Origin of the sequence: Pseudomonas sp. FP2294 (assembly GCF_030687625.1) — a bacterium.
In the GTDB taxonomy this organism is placed as follows: Bacteria; Pseudomonadota; Gammaproteobacteria; order Pseudomonadales; family Pseudomonadaceae; genus Aquipseudomonas; species Aquipseudomonas shahriarae.
The window spans coordinates 1,141,353-1,164,288 of record NZ_CP117441.1 but is presented as its reverse complement, the minus strand read 5'-3'; the positions used below and the strand labels follow the sequence as shown (position 1 = coordinate 1,164,288).

Annotated in this window: 17 protein-coding genes; 6 read left to right on the top strand and 11 right to left on the bottom strand. The window is 62.2% G+C overall.

Annotated elements, in window-relative coordinates:
* Window positions 1-29 precede the first annotated feature (29 nt).
* Window positions 30-341 (bottom strand): hypothetical protein, encoded by a 312-nt coding sequence (locus PSH73_RS05110; protein ID WP_057437975.1) that lies wholly within the window; start codon window positions 339-341, stop codon window positions 30-32.
* Between the two features lie 4 nt (window positions 342-345).
* Window positions 346-4,242: a phosphoribosylformylglycinamidine synthase gene (gene purL / locus PSH73_RS05105; RefSeq protein WP_115127489.1), complete on the bottom strand. Its 3,897-nt coding sequence runs from the start codon at window positions 4,240-4,242 to the stop codon at window positions 346-348.
* A 287-nt stretch (window positions 4,243-4,529) separates the two neighbouring features.
* Between purL and mltF the strand changes: the two genes are divergently transcribed.
* Window positions 4,530-5,990: a membrane-bound lytic murein transglycosylase MltF gene (gene mltF, locus PSH73_RS05100; RefSeq protein ID WP_128593877.1), complete on the top strand. Its 1,461-nt coding sequence runs from the start codon at window positions 4,530-4,532 to the stop codon at window positions 5,988-5,990.
* A gap of 138 nt (window positions 5,991-6,128) precedes the next feature.
* On the opposite strand, the gene PSH73_RS05095 is transcribed toward mltF, so the two are convergent.
* From PSH73_RS05095 to treP, 5 genes are all read right to left on the bottom strand, one after another.
* Window positions 6,129-6,413 (bottom strand): PTS transporter subunit EIIB, encoded by a 285-nt coding sequence (locus tag PSH73_RS05095; RefSeq protein WP_128593878.1) that lies wholly within the window; start codon window positions 6,411-6,413, stop codon window positions 6,129-6,131.
* Between the two features lie 2 nt (window positions 6,414-6,415).
* The gene (ptsP, locus tag PSH73_RS05090; RefSeq protein ID WP_305462050.1) at window positions 6,416-8,947 is read right to left on the bottom strand and encodes a phosphoenolpyruvate--protein phosphotransferase; all 2,532 of its coding nucleotides are present in this window, start codon (window positions 8,945-8,947) and stop codon (window positions 6,416-6,418) included.
* A 169-nt stretch (window positions 8,948-9,116) separates the two neighbouring features.
* Complete coding sequence (locus PSH73_RS05085; protein ID WP_057444517.1) at window positions 9,117-10,337, bottom strand: carbohydrate porin; 1,221 nt, start codon at window positions 10,335-10,337, stop codon at window positions 9,117-9,119.
* Window positions 10,338-10,409: 72 nt separating this feature from the next.
* Entirely contained in the window at window positions 10,410-12,056 is a 1,647-nt protein-coding gene (treC, locus tag PSH73_RS05080) for an alpha,alpha-phosphotrehalase (protein ID WP_120731751.1), read from the bottom strand.
* A 119-nt stretch (window positions 12,057-12,175) separates the two neighbouring features.
* Window positions 12,176-13,618 (bottom strand): PTS system trehalose-specific EIIBC component, encoded by a 1,443-nt coding sequence (gene treP, locus PSH73_RS05075; RefSeq protein ID WP_057437971.1) that lies wholly within the window; start codon window positions 13,616-13,618, stop codon window positions 12,176-12,178.
* Between the two features lie 200 nt (window positions 13,619-13,818).
* Here treP and treR point away from each other — a divergent pair, with 200 nt between their 5' ends.
* From treR to PSH73_RS05060, 3 genes are all read left to right on the top strand, one after another.
* Window positions 13,819-14,523 carry a trehalose operon repressor gene (treR, locus tag PSH73_RS05070; RefSeq protein ID WP_057960558.1) on the top strand — a complete coding sequence of 235 codons (705 nt, stop codon included), beginning with the start codon at window positions 13,819-13,821 and terminating at the stop codon, window positions 14,521-14,523.
* A gap of 22 nt (window positions 14,524-14,545) precedes the next feature.
* A complete protein-coding gene (locus tag PSH73_RS05065; protein ID WP_169990401.1) occupies window positions 14,546-15,316 on the top strand; it encodes an APH(3')-II family aminoglycoside O-phosphotransferase in 771 nt (256 codons plus the stop codon).
* Between the two features lie 88 nt (window positions 15,317-15,404).
* Window positions 15,405-15,716, top strand: coding sequence for a hypothetical protein (locus PSH73_RS05060; RefSeq protein ID WP_057960560.1), 312 nt, complete (start codon window positions 15,405-15,407; stop codon window positions 15,714-15,716).
* A gap of 79 nt (window positions 15,717-15,795) precedes the next feature.
* On the opposite strand, the gene guaA is transcribed toward PSH73_RS05060, so the two are convergent.
* The 4 genes from guaA to PSH73_RS05040 all read right to left on the bottom strand — a co-directional run bounded on the left by guaA (window position 15,796) and on the right by PSH73_RS05040 (window position 20,535).
* Entirely contained in the window at window positions 15,796-17,373 is a 1,578-nt protein-coding gene (gene guaA / locus PSH73_RS05055) for a glutamine-hydrolyzing GMP synthase (RefSeq protein ID WP_017134673.1), read from the bottom strand.
* Between the two features lie 81 nt (window positions 17,374-17,454).
* The gene (gene guaB / locus PSH73_RS05050) at window positions 17,455-18,924 is read right to left on the bottom strand and encodes an IMP dehydrogenase (RefSeq protein WP_003209646.1); all 1,470 of its coding nucleotides are present in this window, start codon (window positions 18,922-18,924) and stop codon (window positions 17,455-17,457) included.
* Between the two features lie 159 nt (window positions 18,925-19,083).
* Window positions 19,084-19,632 (bottom strand): hypothetical protein, encoded by a 549-nt coding sequence (locus tag PSH73_RS05045; RefSeq protein ID WP_057437964.1) that lies wholly within the window; start codon window positions 19,630-19,632, stop codon window positions 19,084-19,086.
* 135 nt (window positions 19,633-19,767) lie between these two features.
* Entirely contained in the window at window positions 19,768-20,535 is a 768-nt protein-coding gene (locus tag PSH73_RS05040; protein WP_057960561.1) for a sulfite exporter TauE/SafE family protein, read from the bottom strand.
* Between the two features lie 99 nt (window positions 20,536-20,634).
* Between PSH73_RS05040 and PSH73_RS05035 the strand changes: the two genes are divergently transcribed.
* Window positions 20,635-21,525, top strand: a complete 891-nt coding sequence (locus PSH73_RS05035; protein WP_057960562.1) for a LysR family transcriptional regulator — start codon at window positions 20,635-20,637, stop codon at window positions 21,523-21,525.
* A gap of 30 nt (window positions 21,526-21,555) precedes the next feature.
* Window positions 21,556-22,935, top strand: coding sequence for an exodeoxyribonuclease VII large subunit (gene xseA, locus PSH73_RS05030; protein ID WP_057960563.1), 1,380 nt, complete (start codon window positions 21,556-21,558; stop codon window positions 22,933-22,935).
* The last annotated feature ends 1 nt before the right edge of the window (window position 22,936 follow it).

Here is a 22,936-nt window from a genome sequence, read left to right as displayed (position 1 = left end):
CAGCGGGTTTTCTGTCTACAGCCGGCCGATCAGAAATCCGCCAGCTGCCACACCTCATAAGCCGGTGTTTCATAGGGGTGGCTGAGCTTCAACGCAGCGACAACTGCCTTGATCAACTCATCAGCCACCACCAGCTCGACCTTCCATTCTTCAACCACTTCGACCTGGCCCACCTGCCCGATAAACGGCTGGCTGCCGTCCATCGGGCGGAATTGGCCCTGGCCCAGCACTTGCCAGGCACAGCTGTCGTAGTCGCCGATGCGCCCGCCACCGGCCGCGAAGACGGCGCTTTTCACCGCCTCCACATGGCTGTCGGGCACAAAGAAGCTGAGCTTGTACACGGCCTTAGTTCACCCACACACGAGCGTTACGGAACATGCGCATCCACGCACCGTCTTCGTTCCACTCTTCCGGGCGCCACGAGTTCTGCACCGCGCGGAACACACGCTCCGGGTGCGGCATCATGATGGTCACACGACCGTCGCGGCTGGTCAGCCCGGTGATCCCGCGCGGCGAGCCGTTCGGGTTGGCCGGGTAGTTTTCGGTGACCTTGCCGTGGTTGTCGACAAAGCGCAGGGCCACGGTGCCGGACAGGTCGGCTTCGAGCAGCGCTTCTTCGCTGGCGAACTCGGCATGGCCTTCACCGTGGGCAATGGCGATTGGCATGCGCGAACCGGCCATGCCTTGCAGGAAGATCGAGTTCGATTCCTGCACCTGCACCATGGCCACACGGGCCTCGAACTGCTCGGAACGGTTACGCACGAAGTGCGGCCAGAACTCGCTGCCCGGGATCAGTTCGTGGAGGTTGGACATCATCTGGCAACCGTTGCACACACCCAGGGTGAAGCTGTCGTTACGCTCGAAGAAACCCTGGAACGCATCGCGGGCACGGCTGTTGAACAGGGCCGACTTGGCCCAGCCTTCACCGGCACCCAGCACGTCGCCGTAGGAGAAACCGCCGCAGGCCACCAGGCCCTTGAACTCATTGAGGTCAACACGACCGGCGAGGATATCGCTCATGTGCACGTCAATCGCATTGAAGCCGGCACGGTCGAACGCGGCCGCCATTTCCACCTGGCCGTTGACGCCCTGCTCACGCAGCACGGCAACCTGTGGGCGGATGCCTTTCTTGATGTACGGCGCGGCAATGTCCTGGTTGACGTCGAAGCTGAGCTTGGTGCTCAGGCCCGGGTTGTCTTCTTCCAGGATCACGTCGAATTCCTGCTCGGCACAGGCGACGTTATCGCGCAGGCGCTGGATCTGGTAGCTGGTCTCGGCCCACTGGCGTTGCAGCAGGCGGCGCTGGCCTTCAAACACGGTGTCGCCGTTGAACACGATGTTGATCACACCGTTGTTGATCGGCTGGCCGACCACGGCCACGCAGTCGCCCAGGCCAGCGGCGCTGAACTGTGCAAGCACGTCCGGGGTGGCGTCCTGGCGCACCTGGATGACCGCGCCCAATTCTTCGTTGAACAGGATGGCAGCGATGTCAGCGGAAGTTTCCGCCAGGCCGTCGAGGTTCAGGCTCAGGCCGCAGTGACCGGCGAAAGCCATTTCCACGACGCTGGTCAGCAAACCACCGTCGGAACGGTCGTGGTAAGCCAGCAGGTGGCCATCGGCATTCAGGCCCTGGATCACGGCGAAGAAGGCTTTGAGGTCTTCGGCGTCATCGACGTCCGGCGCCTGCTTGCCGAGCTTGCCGTGGGTCTGGGCAAGGATCGAGGCGCCCATGCGGTTCTGGCCACGACCGAGGTCGATCAGGATCAGGTCGGTGGTGCCCTTGTCCATGCGCAGTTGCGGGGTCAGGGTCTGGCGGACATCGGTGACTGGCGCAAAGCCGGTGACGATCAGCGACAGCGGCGAGGTAACGCTCTTGTCGGTGCCTTCATCGTTCCAACGGGTGGCCATGGACATGGAGTCCTTGCCCACCGGAATGGTGATCCCCAGTTCCGGGCACAGCTCCATGCCGACTGCCTTGACGGTGTCGTACAGGCGCGCATCTTCACCGGGGTGGCCGGCAGCGGACATCCAGTTGGCCGACAGCTTGATATCGGACAGCTTGCCAATACGCGATGCGGCGATGTTGGTGATGGTTTCACCAATGGCCATGCGGCCCGACGCCGGGGCGTCCAGCAGGGCCAGCGGGGTACGCTCGCCCATGGCCATGGCTTCACCGGTGTACACATCAAAGCTGGTGGCGGTCACGGCAACGTCAGCCACCGGCACCTGCCAAGGGCCGACCATCTGGTCACGGGCAACCAGACCGGTGATGGTGCGGTCGCCGATGGTGATCAGGAAGCTTTTGCTCGCCACGGCCGGGTGGTGCAGCACGCGCTCGATGCTGTCGGTCAGGTCCAGGCTGCTTGGGTCGAAATCATCGCCCAGTTCGGCTTCACGTACCGCCGAACGGTGCATGCGCGGGGCCTTGCCCAGCAGCACTTCGAGGGGCATGTCCACCGGGCTGTTGCCGAAGTGGCTGTCGGTCACGGTCAGTTGCGGCTCGGCAGTGGCTTCGCCGACCACGGCAAACGGGCAACGCTCGCGTTCGCAGATGGCCTGGAAGCGCGCGAAGTCTTCAGGGCCGACCGCCAGTACGTAACGTTCCTGGGATTCGTTGCTCCAGATTTCGTGCGGGGCCATGCCCGGCTCGTCGTTTGGAATATTGCGCAGTTCGAAACGGCCGCCACGGTCGCCGTCATTGACCAGTTCCGGGAAGGCGTTGGACAAACCGCCGGCGCCGACGTCGTGGATAAAGCTGATGGGGTTCTTGTCACCCAACTGCCAGCAACGGTCGATGACTTCCTGGCAACGGCGTTCCATCTCAGGGTTTTCGCGCTGAACAGAAGCAAAGTCCAGGTCCGCCGAGCTGGTGCCGGTGGCCATGGAGGAAGCCGCGCCGCCGCCCAGGCCGATCAACATGGCCGGGCCGCCGAGCACGATCAGCTTCGAGCCGACGAGGATCTCGCCCTTCTGCACGTGGTCTTCACGGATGTTGCCCATACCGCCGGCCAACATGATCGGCTTGTGGTAACCGCGCACTTCATCGCCACGGGGGGTGGTGATGGACTGCTCGAAGGTACGGAAATAACCGGTCAGGGCCGGACGCCCGAATTCGTTGTTGAACGCGGCGCCGCCCAGCGGGCCTTCGATCATGATGTCGAGTGCGGTAACGATGCGCTCAGGCTTGCCGTATGGCACTTCCCACGGCTGTTCGAAGCCTGGGATCTGCAGGTTGGACACGGTGAAACCGGTCAGGCCCGCCTTGGGCTTGGCGCCACGGCCGGTGGCGCCCTCGTCGCGGATCTCGCCGCCCGAGCCGGTGGCTGCGCCCGGGAACGGGGCAATCGCGGTCGGGTGGTTGTGGGTTTCAACCTTCATCAGGATGTGCACCGGCTCCTGCACCGCGCCGTACTGGCGGGTTTCCGGGTCCGGGAAGAAACGGCCGGCGACAGAGCCGACGATCACCGAGGCGTTGTCTTTATAAGCCGACAGAACGCCTTCGCTGTGCATCACGTAGGTGTTCTTGATCATGCCGAACAGGCTTTTTTCCTGGCTCTGGCCGTCGATATCCCAACTGGCGTTGAAAATCTTGTGGCGGCAGTGCTCGGAGTTGGCCTGGGCGAACATCATCAGTTCGATGTCGTGGGGGTTGCGCTGCAAACCGTTGAAGGCGTTGACCAGGTAGTCGATCTCGTCTTCGGCCAGGGCCAGGCCCAGCTCGGTGTTGGCCTTCTCGAGGGCGGCGCGGCCACCGCCGAGCACGTCAATCGCGGTCAGCGGCTTGGGCTCGGCATGGCTGAACAGGCCGGCAGCCTGTTCCAGTTGGCTGACGATGATCTGGGTCATGCGGTCGTGCAGGCTGCTGGCAATCAGCTCGGCTTCGGCATCGCTGAACTGGCCAGCCACGTAGAAGGCGATCCCGCGTTCCAGGCGCTGGATTTTTTCCAGGCCACAGTTGCGGGCGATATCGCTGGCCTTGCTCGACCAGGGCGAGATGGTGCCGAACCGTGGCAGAACCAGGAACAAGCGGCCAGTCGGCTCTTGAACGGGAACGCTGGGGCCGTACTTCAGAAGGCGTGCCAGCACTTGCTGTTCGTCGGCGGTCAAAACGCCGTTAACGTCGGCGAAGTGAGCAAATTCAGCATACAAGCCAGTGACAGCTGGAACCTTCTGGCTCAGTTGCTCAAGGAGTTTGCTGTGGCGAAAGGCAGAAAGGGCAGGAGCGCCGCGCAGGATCAACATCTTCGGGACAGCCTCGGGAAGGGGGTGTGCTTTGAGGCCGTGCATTCTAGCGTAAACCTGCGCCAACGGCACCCGAAACGGTGCCGCTGGCCGCTGCCGAACGTCAGTTGGCACAGATTGCACGGTATCGGGGCGTTTTCCAGGGTGGCCGACGCAGTTATTTTCACCCTCACCATTGCGCCCCAGGCCACGTTTCTGCGGGCTGCAGCACAGTTTCGCAGGCGCTAGCAGACAACTCCCATGCTGTCGAGATATGGCGCCGTGGGCCGTTTGCGTATACTGCCCAGATGTTCTCCCCAACTGCTTTGCGCCCGCGATGTGCCAAATGGCTCCTCGCCACCGGACTCTTCCTGATGCTCAGCGCCTGTGTTGATAAGCCCAGCACGCTCGAGCGAATCAAGGAGGATGGCGTATTGCGGGTGGTCACCCGAAACAGCCCGGCCACCTATTTCCAGGACCGCAACGGCGAAACCGGTTTCGAATACGAACTGGTCAAGCGCTTTGCCGACGACCTGGGGGTCAAGCTTGAAATCGAGACCGCCGACAACCTCGACGACCTGTTCGACCAGTTGGGCAAACCCGACGGTCCGGTATTGGCCGCCGCTGGCCTGGTCAGCAGCGAGCAGCGTAAACAACAGGTGCGCTTTTCCCATGCGTACCTGGAAGTCACCCCGCAGATCATCTATCGCAACGGCCAGTCCCGCCCCACCAACGCGGCCGACCTGGTGGGCAAAAAGATCATGGTGCTCAAGGGCAGCACCCATGCCGAGCAACTGGCCGAGCTGAAAAAGCAGAATCCTGCGATTGAGTACGAAGAGTCCGATGCCGTTGAAGTGGTCGACCTGCTGCGCATGGTCGATGAAGGGCAGATCGACCTGACCCTGGTCGACTCCAATGAAGTGGCGATGAACCAGGTGTACTTCCCCAACGTGCGGGTGGCCTTCGATCTGGGCAACGCCAGCAACCAGAGCTGGGCCGTGGCTGCCGGTGAAGACAACAGCCTGCTCAACGAGGTCAACAGCTACCTCGACAAGGTCGAGAAGAACGGCACCCTGCAACGCCTCAAGGATCGTTATTACGGGCATGTCGATGTACTGGGGTACGTCGGCGCCTACACCTTTGCCCAGCACTTGCAGCAGCGCCTGCCCAAGTACGAGAAGTTCTTCAAGACCTCGGCCAAGGAAGAAAAGGTCGATTGGCGGCTACTGGCAGCCATTGGTTACCAGGAATCGCTGTGGCAACCGACCGTCACTTCCAAGACCGGCGTGCGCGGCCTGATGATGCTGACCCAGAACACCGCCCAGGCCATGGGCGTGTCCAACCGCCTGGACGCGCGGCAGAGCATCAAGGGTGGCGCCAAGTACCTGGCGATGATCAAGAGCGAACTGGACGACAAGATTCTCGAACCTGACCGCACCTGGTTTGCCCTGGCGGCCTATAACGTCGGCGGCGGTCACCTGGATGACGCGCGCAAGCTGGCGCAAAAGGAAGGCCTGAACCCGAACAAGTGGCTGGACGTGAAGAAAATGCTGCCGCGCCTGTCGCAGAAGCAGTGGTACAGCAAGACCCGCTACGGCTACGCCCGGGGCGGCGAGCCGGTGCACTTCGTGGCCAACATCCGCCGTTACTACGACATCCTGACCTGGGTGACCCAGCCGCAGCTGGAGGGCAACCAGATGGTGGAAGGCAACCTGCATGTGCCGGGCGTGGACAAGACCAAGCCGCCGCAAGATACCCCCCAACTCTGACCCCCGGGTCCGATCAGACAGCACAAAACCCAATGTGGGAGCGGGCTTGCCCGCGATAGCGGTGGGTCAGTTGATGAGTATTTGACTGACCCACCGCTATCGCGGGCAAGCCCGCTCCCACATTTATTTTGTGGTGTTCTACAGGCCAGTGATCAGATGCACCACCCCGCCCGCCAGCACCATCACCGCCGTGATACCCGCCGCCTTCAGCGCCGCCTCGTCCACTAGCGCCGGGTCCTGTAGCTGCACGCGGGTCCGCGTCAACGCCACCCGCTGCTGTGTCTTGAGATTCGCCGCCCCACCCAATGCACTCAGCACCGCCGGCGCCAACATGCCGTCAGCCTTCGGCTCGGCAACCGCCGTTTCCGCCACCAGGTCCGGGGTCAGGGCTTTCCAGAATGCCTGCTGCAATTTCTCGAACATATTCAGTTCTCCACAACCAATGAGGTTTCGACGGTCGCTGCGTGGTACAGGCTCAGAGCCTCGCGCACCTGGGCGGCCTCTTCCAGGTTCAACACCTGGTGGGCGATCAGTTGGCAGTCCGCCAGGTCCAGGTCACGCACGGTGGCCTTGATACTCGGGATCAACGGTACACTGACAGACAACTCGTCCACCCCCAGCCCGATCAACATCGGCACCGCCAGTGTTTCGGACGCCAGCGCGCCACACACACCCACCCACTTGCCATGGGCATGGGCGGCCTTGACCGTGGTGGCGATCAGGCGCAGCACCGCCGGGTGAAAGCTGTCGGCCTGGCTGGCCAGGCGCGGGTGGTCGCGGTCCATGGCCAGGGTGTATTGGGTCAGGTCATTGGTGCCGATCGAGAAAAAGTCCACATGGGGCGCAAACACATCCGCCATCAATGCCGCCGACGGCACCTCAATCATGATCCCCAGCTTCGGCAGCTCGGCAAGCCCCAGGGCCAGCGCTTCCTCTTCGAGGATCTGCCGGGCCTGGTGCAGCTCCGACAACAGGCTGACCATCGGCAACATGATATGCAGCCGCGCCAGGCCCGCGCTGGCAAGGATTGCGCGGAACTGCTCGCGCAGCAGTTGCGGGCGCTCCAGGCACAGGCGAATGCCGCGCAGGCCAAGAAAGGGGTTGGTCTCGCTGTCCATCGGCACATAGGCCAAGGGTTTGTCACCGCCCACATCCAGCGTGCGTACCACCAGATTGCGCTCGGTGCCCAGGACACCGGCAATGGCGCTGTAGGTCTGGGCCTGTTCCTGCGGGCTCGGCGCGCGGTTGCGGTCCAGGTAGAGAAACTCCGAGCGCAACAGCCCGACCCCCTCGGCCCCCAGGACCAGGGCTTGCTGCACCTCCTGCAGCGAAGCGACGTTGGCGGTCACCTCAATATGATGACCATCGCGAGTGATGGCGGCCAAGGCGGCCTGCTGCAGATCGCGCTGGTGGCGCACAACCTGCTGCTCGCGCGCAGCCCGCAGCGTCTCGATCACCGCCAGGTCCGGGTCGAGGTGCAGTTCGCCTTTGTCGGCGTCCAGCAACACGGGCTTGCCATCGGGCAACGCCAGGACCTGGGCCGGCACACCGCACATCGCCGGCAAGCCCAGGGCGCGAGCAAGAATGGCGACGTGGCTGGTGGCCCCTCCGGCCACGGTGATAAACCCCAGCACCTTGCCCGGATCGAGGCTGGCGGTTTGCGAAGGGGTCAATTGCTCGGCAATCAGGATGGCCTGCTCCGGCAACTCCCAGGCGCCGTCTTGAACCCCGAGAATCAGCTTGAGCACGCGCTGGCCAACATCCGCCATGTCGGCGGCGCGTTCGGCCAGCAGGGGGCTGCCTGATTGCTCGAATAGCTCGGCGGTAGCGAGTGTGGCGCTGTTCCAGGCAAACGCGGCGCTCTTGCCTTTGGCGAGCAGGGCGTGGGCTTGTTCAAGCAGGGTCGGGTCTTCAAGCAATTCCTGATGGGCACGGAAAATCTCTACCTGGGCACTGCCGCCGGGCTTGTCCTGCAACGCCTGCAGCGCCTGGGTTGCAGCGCGCAAGCCACGTTCCAGGGCGGCCCGTTCCAGCGCCTCGCCAGCCCCCTCTTCAGGCACATTCAGCTGCGGCTCGGCCACCTGCACTACTTGGCCAAACGCCGAACCGGGCGACGCACAGACGCCGCGCAACACGCTCGCCGACGACAGCGGCGCGACCGGTTTAACCTCCTCGGCCAGCACCGCTACGGTTTCGCCACAGCCCTCCAGCAACAGCGCGACCAGCGCCTGGATCGCCGCCTCGGCGTCCTGCCCCGCGGCGCTGACTTGCAAGGTATCGCCCTGCACCGTCTGCAACGCCATGATCGCCACCAGGGACTTGGCGTTGGCGCTCTGGGTTTGCTTGTGCAGGCAGATGCTCGCATTGAAGCCCTTGGCCGCCTGGGCCAGCACCGCCGCCGGGCGGGCATGCAGGCCGTTGGCATTGGGCAACGTGAGGGGTTTGGAAAACAGTGCGTCGCCCTCCTCTTCCTCGTCGTTGGCCGCACGGATTACCGGGGTCACCCGCAGCAACGGTTGCCCGGCGGCGACGAGTCCGGTGTCCGTCGCCAGCAGCACAAATGGCTCGCCGCTGACCACCAGCATCAGGGTCAGCAGGCTGCGAGCATTGAGCGCGATAAAGTCGGCATCAAACTCGATCAACGGCTGACCCGCCTCGACCCGCTGGCCTTCCTCGACCAGCCGGGTGAAGCCCTTGCCCGCCAGGTTCACGGTATCCAGGCCGATATGCATCAGCACCTGCACGCCGTAGTCGTCGGTGACGCTGACCGCATGCCCACTGTCCTGGACATTGCTGATCACCCCGGCCAGCGGCGCGCAGAGGGTCTGCGAGGTGGGGTCGATACACACGCCATCGCCGATCAGGCGACTGGAGAACACCGGATCCGGCACCTGGTCCAGGGGCAACAGCACACCCGCCAGGGGCGCCAGCAGTTCCAGGGGTTGAGTTGTGGTCATGACATCACCTGCTGTTTGGTTCTGTAAAAATCATCGGCCGAGTACAAATCCCGGGGTGAAATGGGCCCCAGTGGGAGCTGGCTTGCCTGCGATTGCATCAATACGGTTGCACTGGAACACCGAGCCGCCGGTATCGCGGGCAAGCCCGGCTCCCACATAAAGCCGGTGTTTATTTCCACCAGTATTCGACCTGCACACCGAAGTTGGAGCCATGCCGCGCGGTGCCATAGGAGCCGGTGTCGGACAACGCCGAACCCGCCGCCAGTTCGTTGGCCGCACGCTTGGCCGCTTCGTTCCAGGTGGCATAGGTGTAGTACAAACGCACCTCCGGCCGCGCCCAGAAATCCGGGCCTTTGGGCGACCAGGTCGGGGCGAAGGTGAATTTGCTGAGTTTGCGCGTGCCGCCGCTGGCGTCGACCTGATCATGTCCCAGTTCGGTGACCAGCTTGAACTGCTCGCTGATGGCATACGCCGGGCGCACACCGATGGACATCCAGGTCTGGTCCTGGCTGCCGGGGCGCACGTCTTTCTGGTACACCGCCTCGACCTGGCCGCCAAAACGCGGGGTCACTTGCCAGTCGAAAAACTCCACCGCGCGGTAGCTTTTGCTGCTGCGCTCCAGTGCCGTGTTGCCGGTGTAGCCAAGGCCAGTGCCCGGCCCTTCGCCGTACTGCAGGGCGAACTTGTTCTTGCCACCGAGGAACGCGGCTTGCACATGCTGCGCAGTGAGGGCCCAGCCGCTGTGGGTGTCGCGCCCGCCCGCCTGTTCGATATAGCTCAGGCCCAGCTCCAGCTCGCCGCCGGGGTTGGTTTTGAAGCCTGCGACGTTGAAGTCGTGACGGGTGGCATATTCCTTCTGGTACAGGTTGTCCTTGCGCGACAAGGCGTAGCTGTATTTCAGATCGCCGATCAGCACGTCCTCGATGCCGCCGCCGGTGGCGCTCTGGTTCCAGTAGTAGAAGTCGGAAATATGGATGTCATTACGTTTGTAGTAGCGCCGGCCGGCCCACAATGAGCCGCCATTGAGGCTGGGCATATTCGACCACTGCGCATACATCTGCGGCATGCGCGCCGAGCCGTTGTTTTCGCCCTGGAACTTCAGCTCGCGGTCGTACTTGTTGTACAGCGAGGCCATGGCATCCACGCTCAGCACCGAGCCGTCATCCAGGGTGAACAGGTCCTGGCGCAACTCCAGCTCGGCATATTGTTCGCATTCGTTGCCCAGGCGGTATTTGGATTGGGCGCCCGGCAGTTGGAAACATTGCTGCGGGCCGCTGCCGGTCGAGGTGCCGGCGCCGCTGCGCAGGTAGCCGGCAAATTCCAGGGCATGCGCCGCCAGGGGCAGGGTCAGACAGGATGCAACGAGGCCCAGCTTTATTGTTGTTTTCATGAAGCGCTCCATTATTTTTTCTTATTTTTTCCCTGTCGGAGCCGGCAAGCCGGCGCCTGAAAAGGGGATGTTTCAGTCGGTCAGGTGCAGCACAAAAGACTCGTAAGGACGCAAGATGACCGTGTCCGTGGGTACCGGGCAGTCGGGGTAGTTGCTGATCAGCAGGCGTTGCTCACTCGCCGCGCTGATCAGGTTGTTGGGCAACTGGATTTCGCAGGGCTGGCCATAGAAGTTGTTCAGCACCAACAGACGCTCGCCATGGCCTTCACGCAGGTACGCCCAGACCTTGTCGTGGTCTTGCAGCAGTTGGCGGTAGACGCCTTCTTGAATCAGCGGCTCAAGGCGCCGCAAGGCGATCAGCGCACGGTAGTGATGCAGTACCGAATCCGGGTCATCCAGCTGGCTCTGGACATTGATCTGCGCCGCATTGGCCGGGATGCCGATCCACGGTTCAGCGCGGCTGAAACCGGCATTGGCCTGGCTATCCCACTGCATCGGGGTACGGCCGTTATCGCGGGATTTCTGCATGATCGCAGCCATGCTCGAGGCCTCGGACTCACCGGCATCGCGCTTGAGGCGGTAGATGTTGAGGGTCTCGACATCACGGTACTGCTCGATGCTGTCGAAGCCCGGATTGGTCATGCCCAGCTCTTCGCCCTGGTACACAAACGGCGTGCCCTGGAGGAAGTGCAAGGCCGTGGCGAGCATCTTGGCCGAGACCACGCGGTGCTCGCCGTCATCACCAAAGCGCGAGACCACCCGCGGCTGATCATGGTTGCACCAGAACAACGCGTTCCAGCCGCCACCGGCCTGCATGCCCAGTTGCCAGTCGGAGAAAATCCGTTTGAGTTGCTGGAAGTCGAAGTCGGCGCGCACCCACTTTTGCAGGTTGGGGTAATCGACTTTCAGGTGATGAAAGTTGAAGGTCATCGACAGCTCTTTCGACTCTGGTCGCGAGTAGCGAATGCAGTGTTCGAGGCTGGTGGAGGACATCTCGCCAACGTTGATCAGCGCGTGGCCCTCGAACACTTCGCGGTGCATTTCCTGCAGGTAGGCATGCACGTTCGGCCCATCGGTGTAGAAGCGCCGGCCGTCGCTGTTGTCTTCGGGAAAATCCGCCGGCTTGGAGATCAGGTTGATCACGTCCAGACGGAAGCCGCCCACGCCCTTGTCACGCCAGAAGCGCATGAGTTTGTAGACTTCGGCGCGCACCTTGGGGTTGTCCCAATTGAGGTCGGCCTGGGTGTGGTCGAACAGGTGCAGAAAGTACTGGCCGGTCTGCGCCTCGTATTCCCAGGCCGAGCCGCCGAACTTGGATTCCCAGTTATTGGGCTGGTCGCGCCAGATGTAGAAGTCGCGGTACGGGTTGTCGAGGCTGCTGCGCGCCTGCTGGAACCACTCGTGCTCGATGGAGGTGTGGTTGACCACGATATCGAGCATCAGCTTGATGCCGCGCTTGGCCGCTTCGCTGATCAGCAGGTCGCAGTCGGCCATGGTCCCGTAGCTGGGGTCGATGGCGTAGTAGTCGCTGATGTCATAGCCATTGTCGCGCTGGGGCGAGCGCAGGAACGGGGTGATCCACAGGCAATCGACGCCCAGCCACTGGAGGTAGTCGAGTTTGTCCACGATGCCCAGCAGGTCACCGGTGGCGTTACCCGCATGGCTGTGGAAGCTTTTGGGGTAGATCTGGTAGATCACCGAGTGTTGCCAGTCTTGCATGGTGGGCTCCTTCAGTAGAGTGGTGTGCTGGTCTTGCGGGCCTCATCGCGGGCAAGCCCGGCTCCCACAGAGGAACGCATTCCAGATGTGGGAGCTGGCTTGCCTGCGATGGCGATCTATCAGGCGACGCGATAACCCGGCCGAACAATTTTCATGCTCAACCCACAGGTCAGAACAAACGGCACGACAATCGCGATGACCATGCCGATCACAAACATCGCGATGGATTGCGGCACGATCGAAATAAATCCGGGCAGGCCGCCCACGCCGATGGCCGAGGCCTGCACCTTGTTCAGCGAGAGGAAAATGCTGCCCAGGGCCGAGCCCAGCAGGGCGGCATAGAACGGGAACTTGAAGCGCAGGTTCACCCCAAACATCGCCGGCTCAGTGATGCCGAAGTAAGCGGAAATCGCCGAGGTCGAGGCCATGCTTTTATCCCGCGCATTGCGGCTCATGTAGAACACCCCGAGGGCCGCGCTGCCCTGGGCCAGGTTGGACATGACAATCATCGGCCAGATAAACGTGCCGCCCTGGGTCGAGATCAGCTGCAGGTCCACGGCAAGGAACATGTGGTGCATGCCGGTAATCACCAGCGGCGCATACAGCAGGCCGAAAATCGCCCCGCCCACCATTGGCGCCAGGTCAAACAGAGTGACCACGCCTTCGGTGATCAGGATGCCGAGGTGCCGGGTCACCGGGCCGATGATTGCCAGGGCCAGCACGCCGGTGACGACGATGGTGGTGATCGGCACGACGAGCAATTGGATGGCATTCGGCACCCGCGCCCGCAGCCATTTTTCAATCACGCTCATGACGTAGGCGGCCATCAGGATCGGCAGGATCTGGCCTTGATAGCCGACCTTCTCGATCTGGAACCAGCCCAGAATATCGAAGTACGGCAAGCTCTGGCCGTCGAGCCCGGCCACCGCCTTGCCGTAGTTCCAGGCGTTGAGCAAGTCCGGGTGGACCAGCATCAGGCCGAGCACGATGCCGAGGATTTCACTGCCGCCAAAGCGCTTGGCCGCCGACCAGCCCACCAGCGCCGGGAGGAACACAAACGAGGTGTTGGCCATCAGGTTGATCAGGCTCCACAGGCCATCCAGGTTCGGATAAGCCTCGAGCAAGGTCTGGCCCTCAATGAACATGCCCTTGGCGCCCATCAGGTTGTTGATGCCCATCAGCAGGCCGGCAATGATCAGCGCCGGCAGGATCGGCATGAACACATCGGAGAACACCCGCACCAGGCGCTGCATGGCGTTGGTCTTGTCGGCGCCCTTCTTCTTCACATCGGCAATGGTGGCGGCGGCCAGGCCAGTCTGCTCGCGCAAGGCGGCGTAGACCTTTTCGACTTCGCCGGGGCCGATGACGATCTGGAACAGACCGCCGGTGAAGAACGAGCCCTTGACCAGGTCGACCTGGTTCAACGCACTGCCGTTGACCAGGCTCGGGTCCTTGAGGGCCAGGCGCAGGCGCGTCACGCAGTGGGCCGCCTGCTCAAGGTTATCGCTGCCCCCGAGGTTCTGGAGAATCTCGCGGGCGATGTTGGAATAGTCGTGGCTCATGCTTGTTCTTCCACTTTAGATTCTTGTTATTGGCAGCATGCCGAGGGCAAAAGTACTCGTACAGACGAGTTAAAGCAACAACTCGTCTGTACGAGTTACAAAAATAGTCGCCCACCGCTTTCCAAGGGGCCAATGGACAAAGCCCGCCTCTGCCACTAAGGTTCCTGCCTTGAAAGCAAACGCGGCACAGAGCCCTCTCCATGAGTAAATACAACCAGATCTACACCGATCTGCTTGCCAGCATCACCACCGAACGCCTGCAACGCGGCACGCGCCTGCCCTCCGAAACCGAATTGATGGACACCTACCAGGCCAGCCGTGGCACCGTGCGCCGGGCCATCGAGCAATTGCAGGAGCGTGGGTTCGCGCAAAAAATCCATGGCAAGGGCACCTTCGTGCTGTCGCCCAACCCGATTGAGTTTCAACTGGGCGGCATCGTCAGCTTCCACGAAACCCACGCCGACCTGGGCGATGATGTACGCACCGAAGTGGTCGAGTTCACCCAACTCCCGCTGGAAGGCTCGCTGCTGCAACATATCGAGGCCGAGCCCGGCACCCTGATTACCCGCATCAAACGGGTGCGGCGCATCGGCGGCAAACGGGTGATCCTCGACATCAACCACTTCGTCGCCGAGTTGATCCCCGGATTGGACCAGGCGATTGCCGAGCAGTCGATCTACGCCTTCATCGAACAGACCCTGCATCTGCAGATCAGCTACGCCCAGCGCACCATCGAAGCCCTGCCCCGCAGCAAGGACGACCAGGCGCACCTGGACCTCGACGGCCAGAGCCATGTGATTGTGGTGAGCAACCAGACATTTTTGCAGGACGGGCGGCAGTTCGAATACACCGAGTCGCGGCATACGCTGGATAAGTTTTACTTCTCGGATATTGCACGGCGCTGAAGCAGGAAAAAGGAAAAGCCCTGTGAATATTCCAAACAAATGGCGTGAACAGTTCCCCCATGCGCTGATCGAGCAGCAGGCCATCGGCGAGTCGCGGGCTGACGTCTTCCGGCTACGCAGGGACAACGGCACGGACCTGTTCCTGAAGGCCGAGCCCCTCGTAGAACACGCCGAGCTTGCCGATGAAATCGAGCGCCTTCACTGGCTGCAACAGCAGGGCCTGCCGGCGCCGGTGGTGCTGGATGAGGTGCAGGAAAACCTTCACCACTGGCTGCTGATGAGCGCCATCCCGGGACAGGACCTGGCCAGTAGCAGTGACCTTTCTGCCGCGCAGATCATCGACATCCTGGCCAACGCCCTGCGTACATTGCACCAGATCCCCGTGGCGCAATGCCCCTTCGATCACACCCTGGAACTGCGCATCACCGTCGCCCAGGCACATATCAACGCCGGGCTGATTGATGTAACGGACTTCGACGATGAGCGATTGGGACGTAGCGCCACCGATGTGTTCGCCGAACTCCTGTCGACACGGCCCACCACCCATGACTTGGTGGTAACCCACGGCGACGCCTGCCTGCCGAACTTCATGGCAGCGGACGGTCACTTCAGTGGTTTTATCGACTGCGGCCGCCTGGGGGTCAGTGACCGTTATCAAGATCTGGCCCTGGCGGCCCGCAGTGTCGAGCGCAACTTGGGGCAGGAATGGGTCAGGCCGTTCTTTGAGAGGTATGGTGTGGAACCTGATGAGCAGCGAATGGCTTTTTACTGCCTGTTGGATGAGTTTTTCTAGTTACTCCTGAGCAGCCCTCGACACTACCTCGACAAGCTCGCTGATACGACGCATACGATATCCGAGCCAAACCATGAGGAAGAACGCCATGCTCACGAAGAGCCTGTTGCTGAGTTTTTGCGCTGTGTTATTGATTGGCTGCACGGGCAGGGGCTTTCAACCTCCGCCGCCGGAATTTACCAATTGGAAGAAGAACGGAGTGTCTGAAGAAGGCGTCAAGAGTGCTATGACCGCCTGCGGCTATACCAACCTGACAGGGACAGGGGACAGGACGCCGATTGACCAGGTGCTCACGCAGTTTTATTGCATGAAAGACGCCGGCTTCAAGCGCACAGATAACATCGACCTGTGCAAGGAAGGCCGCATCGGCGAATCACCGGTGTGCGAAGGCCGCCGGTAACCCATTACCAAAAGCCCGCAATTAAGCGGGCTTCAGGGTACTTTTTGCTAGAGGGTGCCGGTCAGTGCCGGACGCCTGATCATTCCCACTCAATCGTCGCCGGCGGCTTGCTCGACACGTCATACGTCACGCGCGAGATACCTTCGATTTCATTGATGATACGGCCGCTGACAGTCTCCAGCAGTTCGTACGGCAGGTGTGCCCAGCGGGCGGTCATGAAGTCGATGGTTTCTACGGCACGCAGGGCCACGACCCAGGCGTAGCGACGGCCATCGCCGACCACCCCAACCGATTTCACCGGCTGGAACACGACGAAGGCCTGGCTGACTTTGTGGTACCAGTCGGCCTTGCGCAGTTCTTCGATGAAGATGTGGTCGGCACGACGCAGCAGGTCGGCGTATTCCTTTTTCACTTCACCGAGGATGCGCACGCCCAGGCCCGGGCCTGGGAATGGGTGGCGGTAGACCATGTCGTACGGCAGGCCCAGTTCCAGGCCCAGACGGCGGACTTCGTCCTTGAACAGTTCGCGCAGCGGTTCTACCAGCTTGAGGTTCATTTCCTCAGGCAGGCCACCCACGTTGTGGTGGGACTTGATCACGTGGGCCTTGCCGCTCTTGGCGCCGGCCGACTCGATCACGTCGGGGTAGATGGTGCCCTGGGCGAGGTACTTGATGTTGTCCAGTTTGTTGGACTGGGCATCGAAGACGTCGATGAAGGTGCGGCCGATGATCTTGCGCTTCTTCTCTGGGTCGGACTCGCCGGCCAGGTTGTTGAGGAACTGATCTTCGGCGTTGGCACGGATCACCTTGACGCCCATGTTCTCGGCGAACATGGCCATCACTTGCTCGCCTTCGTGCAGGCGCAGCAGGCCGTTGTCGACGAATACGCAAGTCAGTTGGTCGCCGATGGCCTTGTGCAGCAGCGCAGCAACCACGGAGGAGTCAACGCCGCCGGACAGGCCGAGCAGGACGTTATCAGTACCGACCTGGGCACGCACGTTGGCGATGGCGTCTTCAGCGATCTTCGACGGGGTCCACAGGGCTTCGCACTGGCAGATGTCGAGGATGAAGCGCGACAGGATGCGGCCGCCCTGCTTGGTGTGGGTCACTTCCGGGTGGAACTGCACGCCGTAGTAGCCGCGCTCGTCGTTGAACATGCCGGCAATCGGGCAGCTCGGCGTGCTGGCCAGGATGTGGAAGTCTTCCGGCATCTTGGTGACCTTGTCACCGTGGCTCATCCAGACGTCGAGGCCGAACAGGCCGTCGGCGTCGATGTGGTCTTCGATGCCGTCCAGCAGGCGGCTCTTGCCGACCACGTCGACACGGGCATAACCGAATTCACGCAGTTCGGAACCTTCAACCTTGCCGCCCAGTTGCTCGGCCATGGTCTGCATGCCGTAGCAGATACCGAAGACCGGCACGCCCAGGTCAAACACCGCTTGCGGGCAACGCGGGCTGTTGGCTTCGTGCACGGACTCGGGGCCACCGGCCAGGATGACGCCTTTAGGGGCGAATTCGCGGATCGCTTCGTCATCCATGTCGAACGGGTGCAGTTCGCAGTACACGCCGATTTCACGCACGCGGCGGGCGATCAGTTGGGTGTACTGGGAACCGAAGTCGAGGATCAGGATGCGGTGGGCGTGAATGTCGAGGGCCATGAAGTCAGTCTCGTCTAATGAATCAGAAACAACTCGGGGCTGAAAGAACAGCCCCGGTTACTTAACGTTTTGCTGGAAGCCTCAACCTACGCGGTAGTTTGGCGCTTCCTTGGTGATCTGCACGTCGTGGACATGGGATTCAGCCATGCCGGCGCCGGTGATCCGTACGAACTCTGGCTTGGTGCGCATTTCTTCGATGTCGGCGCTGCCGGTGTAGCCCATCGAGGAACGCAGGCCGCCCATCAGTTGATGGATGATGGCGCTCAGGGTGCCCTTGTACGGCACACGGCCTTCGATGCCTTCCGGTACGAGCTTCTCGGCGCCTGCCGAGGAGTCCTGGAAGTAACGATCGGAGGAACCTTGCGCCTGGGACATGGCGCCCAGCGAACCCATGCCACGGTAAGCCTTGTAGGAACGGCCCTGGAACAGTTCGATCTCGCCTGGTGCTTCTTCGGTACCGGCGAACATCGAGCCCATCATCACGCAGGAGGCACCGGCTACGATGGCCTTGGACAGGTCACCGGAGAAACGGATGCCGCCGTCGGCGATCAACGGTACGCCAGTGCCTTCAAGGGCAGCGGCAACATTGGCGATGGCGCTGATTTGCGGCACGCCCACACCGGCGACGATCCGCGTGGTGCAGATCGAGCCAGGGCCGATACCGACCTTGACCGCGTCAGCGCCCGCTTCGGCCAGGGCCTTGGCCGCTGCGCCGGTGGCGATGTTGCCGCCGATCACCTGTACGTCAGGGAAGTTCTGCTTGACCCAGCGCACGCGGTCGATCACGCCTTTGGAGTGACCGTGGGCGGTGTCGACCACCACCACGTCAACCCCGGCAGCGACCAGGGCCGCAACGCGGTCGCCGGTGTCTTTACCGGTACCCACGGCGGCGCCAACGCGCAGACGACCTTGGTCATCCTTGCTGGCCAGCGGGTAAGCCTTGGCTTTTTCGATGTCGTTGACGGTCATCATGCCTTTGAGGGCGAATTTGTCGTCGACGATCAGCACGCGCTCGATGCGGTGCTTGTGCAGCAGTTCACGCACATCGTTCTTGTCGGCGCCTTCCTTGACCGTGACGAGGCGCTCTTTAGGCGTCATCACTTCACGGACGGTGACTTCAAGACGGTTTTCGAAGCGCACGTCACGGGAAGTGACGATGCCGACCAGGTCGCCATCATGCAGCACGGGAACACCGGAGATGTTGTGCAGGCGGGTCAGGTCGAACAGGTCGCGTACGGTGGCGTCGGCTTCGATGGTGATTGGATCTTTCACCACACCGGCTTCGTAACGCTTGACCTTGCGCACTTCGGCAGCTTGCTGCTCGATGGTCATGTTCTTGTGGATGATGCCGATGCCGCCTTCCTGAGCCATGGCGATTGCCAAACGGGCTTCGGTGACGGTGTCCATGGCAGCGGAAACCAGGGGAATATTCAGCTCGATGCCACGGGTTAGGCGGGTCTTGAGACTGACTTCGTTAGGAAGCACCTCGGAATAACCGGGCACTAAGAGAATGTCGTCGAATGTCAGAGCTTCTTGGCTGATACGCAGCATCGCGGGGGCTCCCGAGCGGGAAAATGGAAGCGCGTCATTATACTCAGACACCCCTCGGGCCTCAACGTAAAACTCTGACAAACTTGGTAATACTGATAGATGGGGAATTTCCAGGCCCTGATCGTTCCCAGGCGGAGCGTGGGAATGATCGGGGCGCTCCTAGAGTTCGACTTTGACCCAGCTGATTTTCTGATCGAGCCAGTCGGCAAACTCGTCGATAAAGCTCTGCTTGAAACCCGCTTCCGCCCAGTTGTTGAAGATGAAGCCCAGGTTGGAGAAGCCGCATTCCTGCAGGAACAGAAACCCGTTGATGTCATCTTCATGCCCACACAACGGGCAGGTGAAGTTGTCGGTGTGGCCGGGCATCCAGTCTTCCAGGCTGTCGAACAGCGCCTCGCCGACTTCTTTAAGGCATTCCGGGCAGCCGGCTTCTTCGAGAAAGCCCTTGGCCGGAGTGTAGATGCAGCGTTTGTAGATGATTTCCAGGCCATTGACCGGCTCGTTGAACGGCAGCGCCTCGGGGTGCAGCACCACGGCGCGGGCACCGTCGGCCAGGGCGTAGCCCATGCGGTTGCCGGTGCGCCCGCAGGTGGTCAGTTCTTCCTTGATGATGTTCTTGCGCACCAGCCAGCGCACGATGGCCCGGGCGCGGGGTTCGTGGACGGGCAAGGTGGAGATTTTCGGGACAAGGATGCTTTGGGAATTCATGGGAGTCCTGCGGTGTGGCGTCTGACGCCATCGCGGGCAAGCCCGTTCCCACATTCGATTGCATTTCAATGTGGGAGCAGGCTTGCCCGCGATGAGGCCCTAGAGCCCGGCAGCTTAATCCCTGAAACCCACAGGTCAAGTACTCAAATACCGCCCAATCAAGGCAATGCCACTGGCCAGCACCAACCATGTCACCAAGCGCACAAACGCCTCACGGGACATGCGCAGGGTCAATCGCCGCCCCGCCCACAGCCCCAGGGCCATCGCCGGCAACAGGCACACCGCCAACATCAGCAACGGCAACTCGGCATACACCCCGGCGATCAAAAACAGACTCAGGCGCACCACCGTGCTCGCGCTGATCAGCGCGCTTTGGGTCGCCCGCGCGCCGTCCTTGGGCAGGCGGCTGTTCAGATAGATCGCATATAAAAAGCCGCCACTGCCAAACAACGCACCAAACAATCCGCCCACCACGCCCATGGGGACCGACCAGCCGGCAGCCAGGGCCGTGGGCTTGGCCCTTACCGCCAGGCTGTAGATGGCATAGGTGCTGATAAACAGGCCCATCAACAGCAGCAGCAGGTCCGAGTGCAGGTTGAGCAAGAAGATCACGCCGAGGGTGCAGCCAATCGCCATGCACGGCAGTAATCGCAACAGCTCCGGCTTGACCACATCCCGCCGCGATTGCAGCAGGTTGCCAAAGGCCGCGACGAAATCCAGCAGCACCAGCAGCGGGATGATCTTCGACAGCGGCATAAACATAATCAGGATCGGCCCGGCCACCAGCGCCGTGCCGAAGCCGGCGATGCCAAACACGATGTAGGCCAGGGCAATCCCCAGGCCGATTACCAACCAGTCCAGCGTCCCGAACGACCACTGCCCCATCCATTCAACCAGGCTCATGCAATATTCCTTGTCAGCGATGGCCCTCACTTTAGCCAAGCGGATGGGTTGCGACTAATATCTTCCAGACCCTCCACCCATCTCGAAAAGGCATGGCTCGTGATTTCCACCCGGCAACTGCGTTACTTCGTCGAAATCGCCGAGAGCGGCAGCTTCAGCGCCGCCGCCGAGCGCCTGTTTGTCGCGCAATCGGCCCTTAGCCGGCAGATCAAGGAGCTGGAAATTATCCTGCAAACCCCGCTGTTCGAGCGCACCGCCCGCCAACCCAGACTGACCGCCGCCGGCGAAGCGTTTTATCCACGGGCGCGCAACCTGCTGGGCGAGTTGCACAAGGCCAGTGAACTGGCGACCCAGGTCGGCCACGGCCAGCTCGGCACCCTGCGCCTGAGCCACTCCAGCACAGTGCCGATGAGTGGGCGGGTACTGCGCGGGATCAGCACCTGGCTGGAACAGTGCCCAGGGGTGTCGATGGATATCGTCAAACTGTCCTCCGAAGCGCAGTTGGAAGACATTGCCGATGGTCGCCTGGAGGTCGGCCTGCTGCGCCTGCCGGTACTGCGTCAGCGCGAAGGGGTGCGCATCGTGCCTTTATATAAGGAGCCACTGTTGCTGGCCGTGCCGCCGGCGCACCCTTTGGCCCGGCACACATCGGCCATTGAACTGGCACAGCTGAAAGACGAAGCGTTTATCTCGATCCCCCACCCGCAACGCGGGGGTCTGAGTTATCTGTCGGCCGAATTGTGCATGCGTGCCGGATTTTTCCCCAAGGCCGCACGGGTGATGTCGCGCAAGACCACCCAGTTGCAGCTGATCCAGGCCGGGTTTGGCATTGCCCTGCTGCCCGAGTCGATGCGCGATATTGCCCCAGCCAATATTCACTTCCTGCCCCTGGCCGACCCCGATTGCCACAGCACCGTGGCCCTGGCCTGCGCGCAGGCGCCGAGCGCGTTGGTGGCGCAGTTCTGTCAAACCTTGGGCGAATGCCTATAAACTGCCGCCCATGACTAAAGATCTCTTCCCATGATTAAAGACCCGTTTGCCCGCCTGGGCCTGGACCGCGAAGTCCTGACTGTCAGCCAGCTCAACGGCCGCGCGCGGGTGTTGCTGGAGGACGTGTTCACCAATATCTGGGTCGAAGGCGAGATCTCCAACCTCGCCCGCCCCGCCTCCGGCCATGTGTACTTCACCCTCAAGGACAGCGGCGCGCAGGTGCGTTGTGCACTGTTTCGCAACAATGCCGCACGGGTGCGTCAGGCGCTGAAGGATGGCCTGGCGGTCAAGGTGCGGGGCAAGGTCTCGCTGTTCGAGGGCCGTGGCGACTATCAGTTGATCCTCGACACCGTGGAACCGGCCGGTGATGGCGCGTTGCGCCTGGCCTTCGACGCCTTGAAGGAAAAGCTCAGCGCCGAAGGCTTGTTCAGTGCCGAGCGCAAGGTGGCGCTGCCGGCCCATCCACGCCGCATCGGGATTATCAGCTCGCCCACGGGCGCGGTGATTCGCGACATCATCAGCGTGTTCGGCCGCCGTGCACCGAACGTGCAACTGACCCTGATCCCCACCGCCGTGCAAGGCCGCGAAGCCGTGGCGCAGATTGTCCGCGCCCTCAAGCTGGCGGATGCCCGTGGCTTCGACGCGCTGATCCTGGCCCGTGGCGGCGGCTCCCTGGAAGACCTCTGGTGCTTCAACGAAGAAGCCGTGGCGCGGGCCATTGATGCCTGTATCACGCCCATCGTCAGTGCGGTCGGCCATGAGACCGATGTGTCCATCAGTGACTTCGTGGCCGATGTGCGTGCGCCTACGCCGTCGGCGGCGGCCGAGTTGCTGGCGCCGGATGCGAGCAATCTGGTGCGCCAGGTCGAAAGCCTGCACCGGCGCCTGGTGATGCTGATGCGCAATCGCCTGACCCACGACCGCCTGCGCCTGGAAGGCATGGCCCGCCGCCTGCGTCACCCCGGTGAGCGCCTGCGCCAGCAGGCCCAGCGCCTGGATGACCTGGATATGCGCCTGCGCCGCGCGTTCGAGCGCAGCCTCAACACCCGCCGCGAACGCCTGATCCGCCTGGAAACGCGCCTGGCCGGCCAGCATCCGGGGCGGCAACTGGCCCTGCTGCGCCAGCGCCTGGACAGCCTCGCCGAGCGCCTGCCCCGGGCCATGCGCGAAGGGCTCAAGGCCCGTCGTCTGCAACTGCAAAGCCAGGTGCAGACGTTGCAGGTGGTCAGCCCGCTGGCGACCCTGGGCCGTGGCTACAGCATCCTGCTGGACGAGCGCGGCCAGGCGATTCGCAATGCCGCGCAAACCCACACCGGCCAACGCCTGACCGCGCGCCTCGGTGAAGGCCAATTGCAAGTGCGGGTGGAAGATAACCACCTGACACCCGTCACCCTTTCATTACTGGATTGAT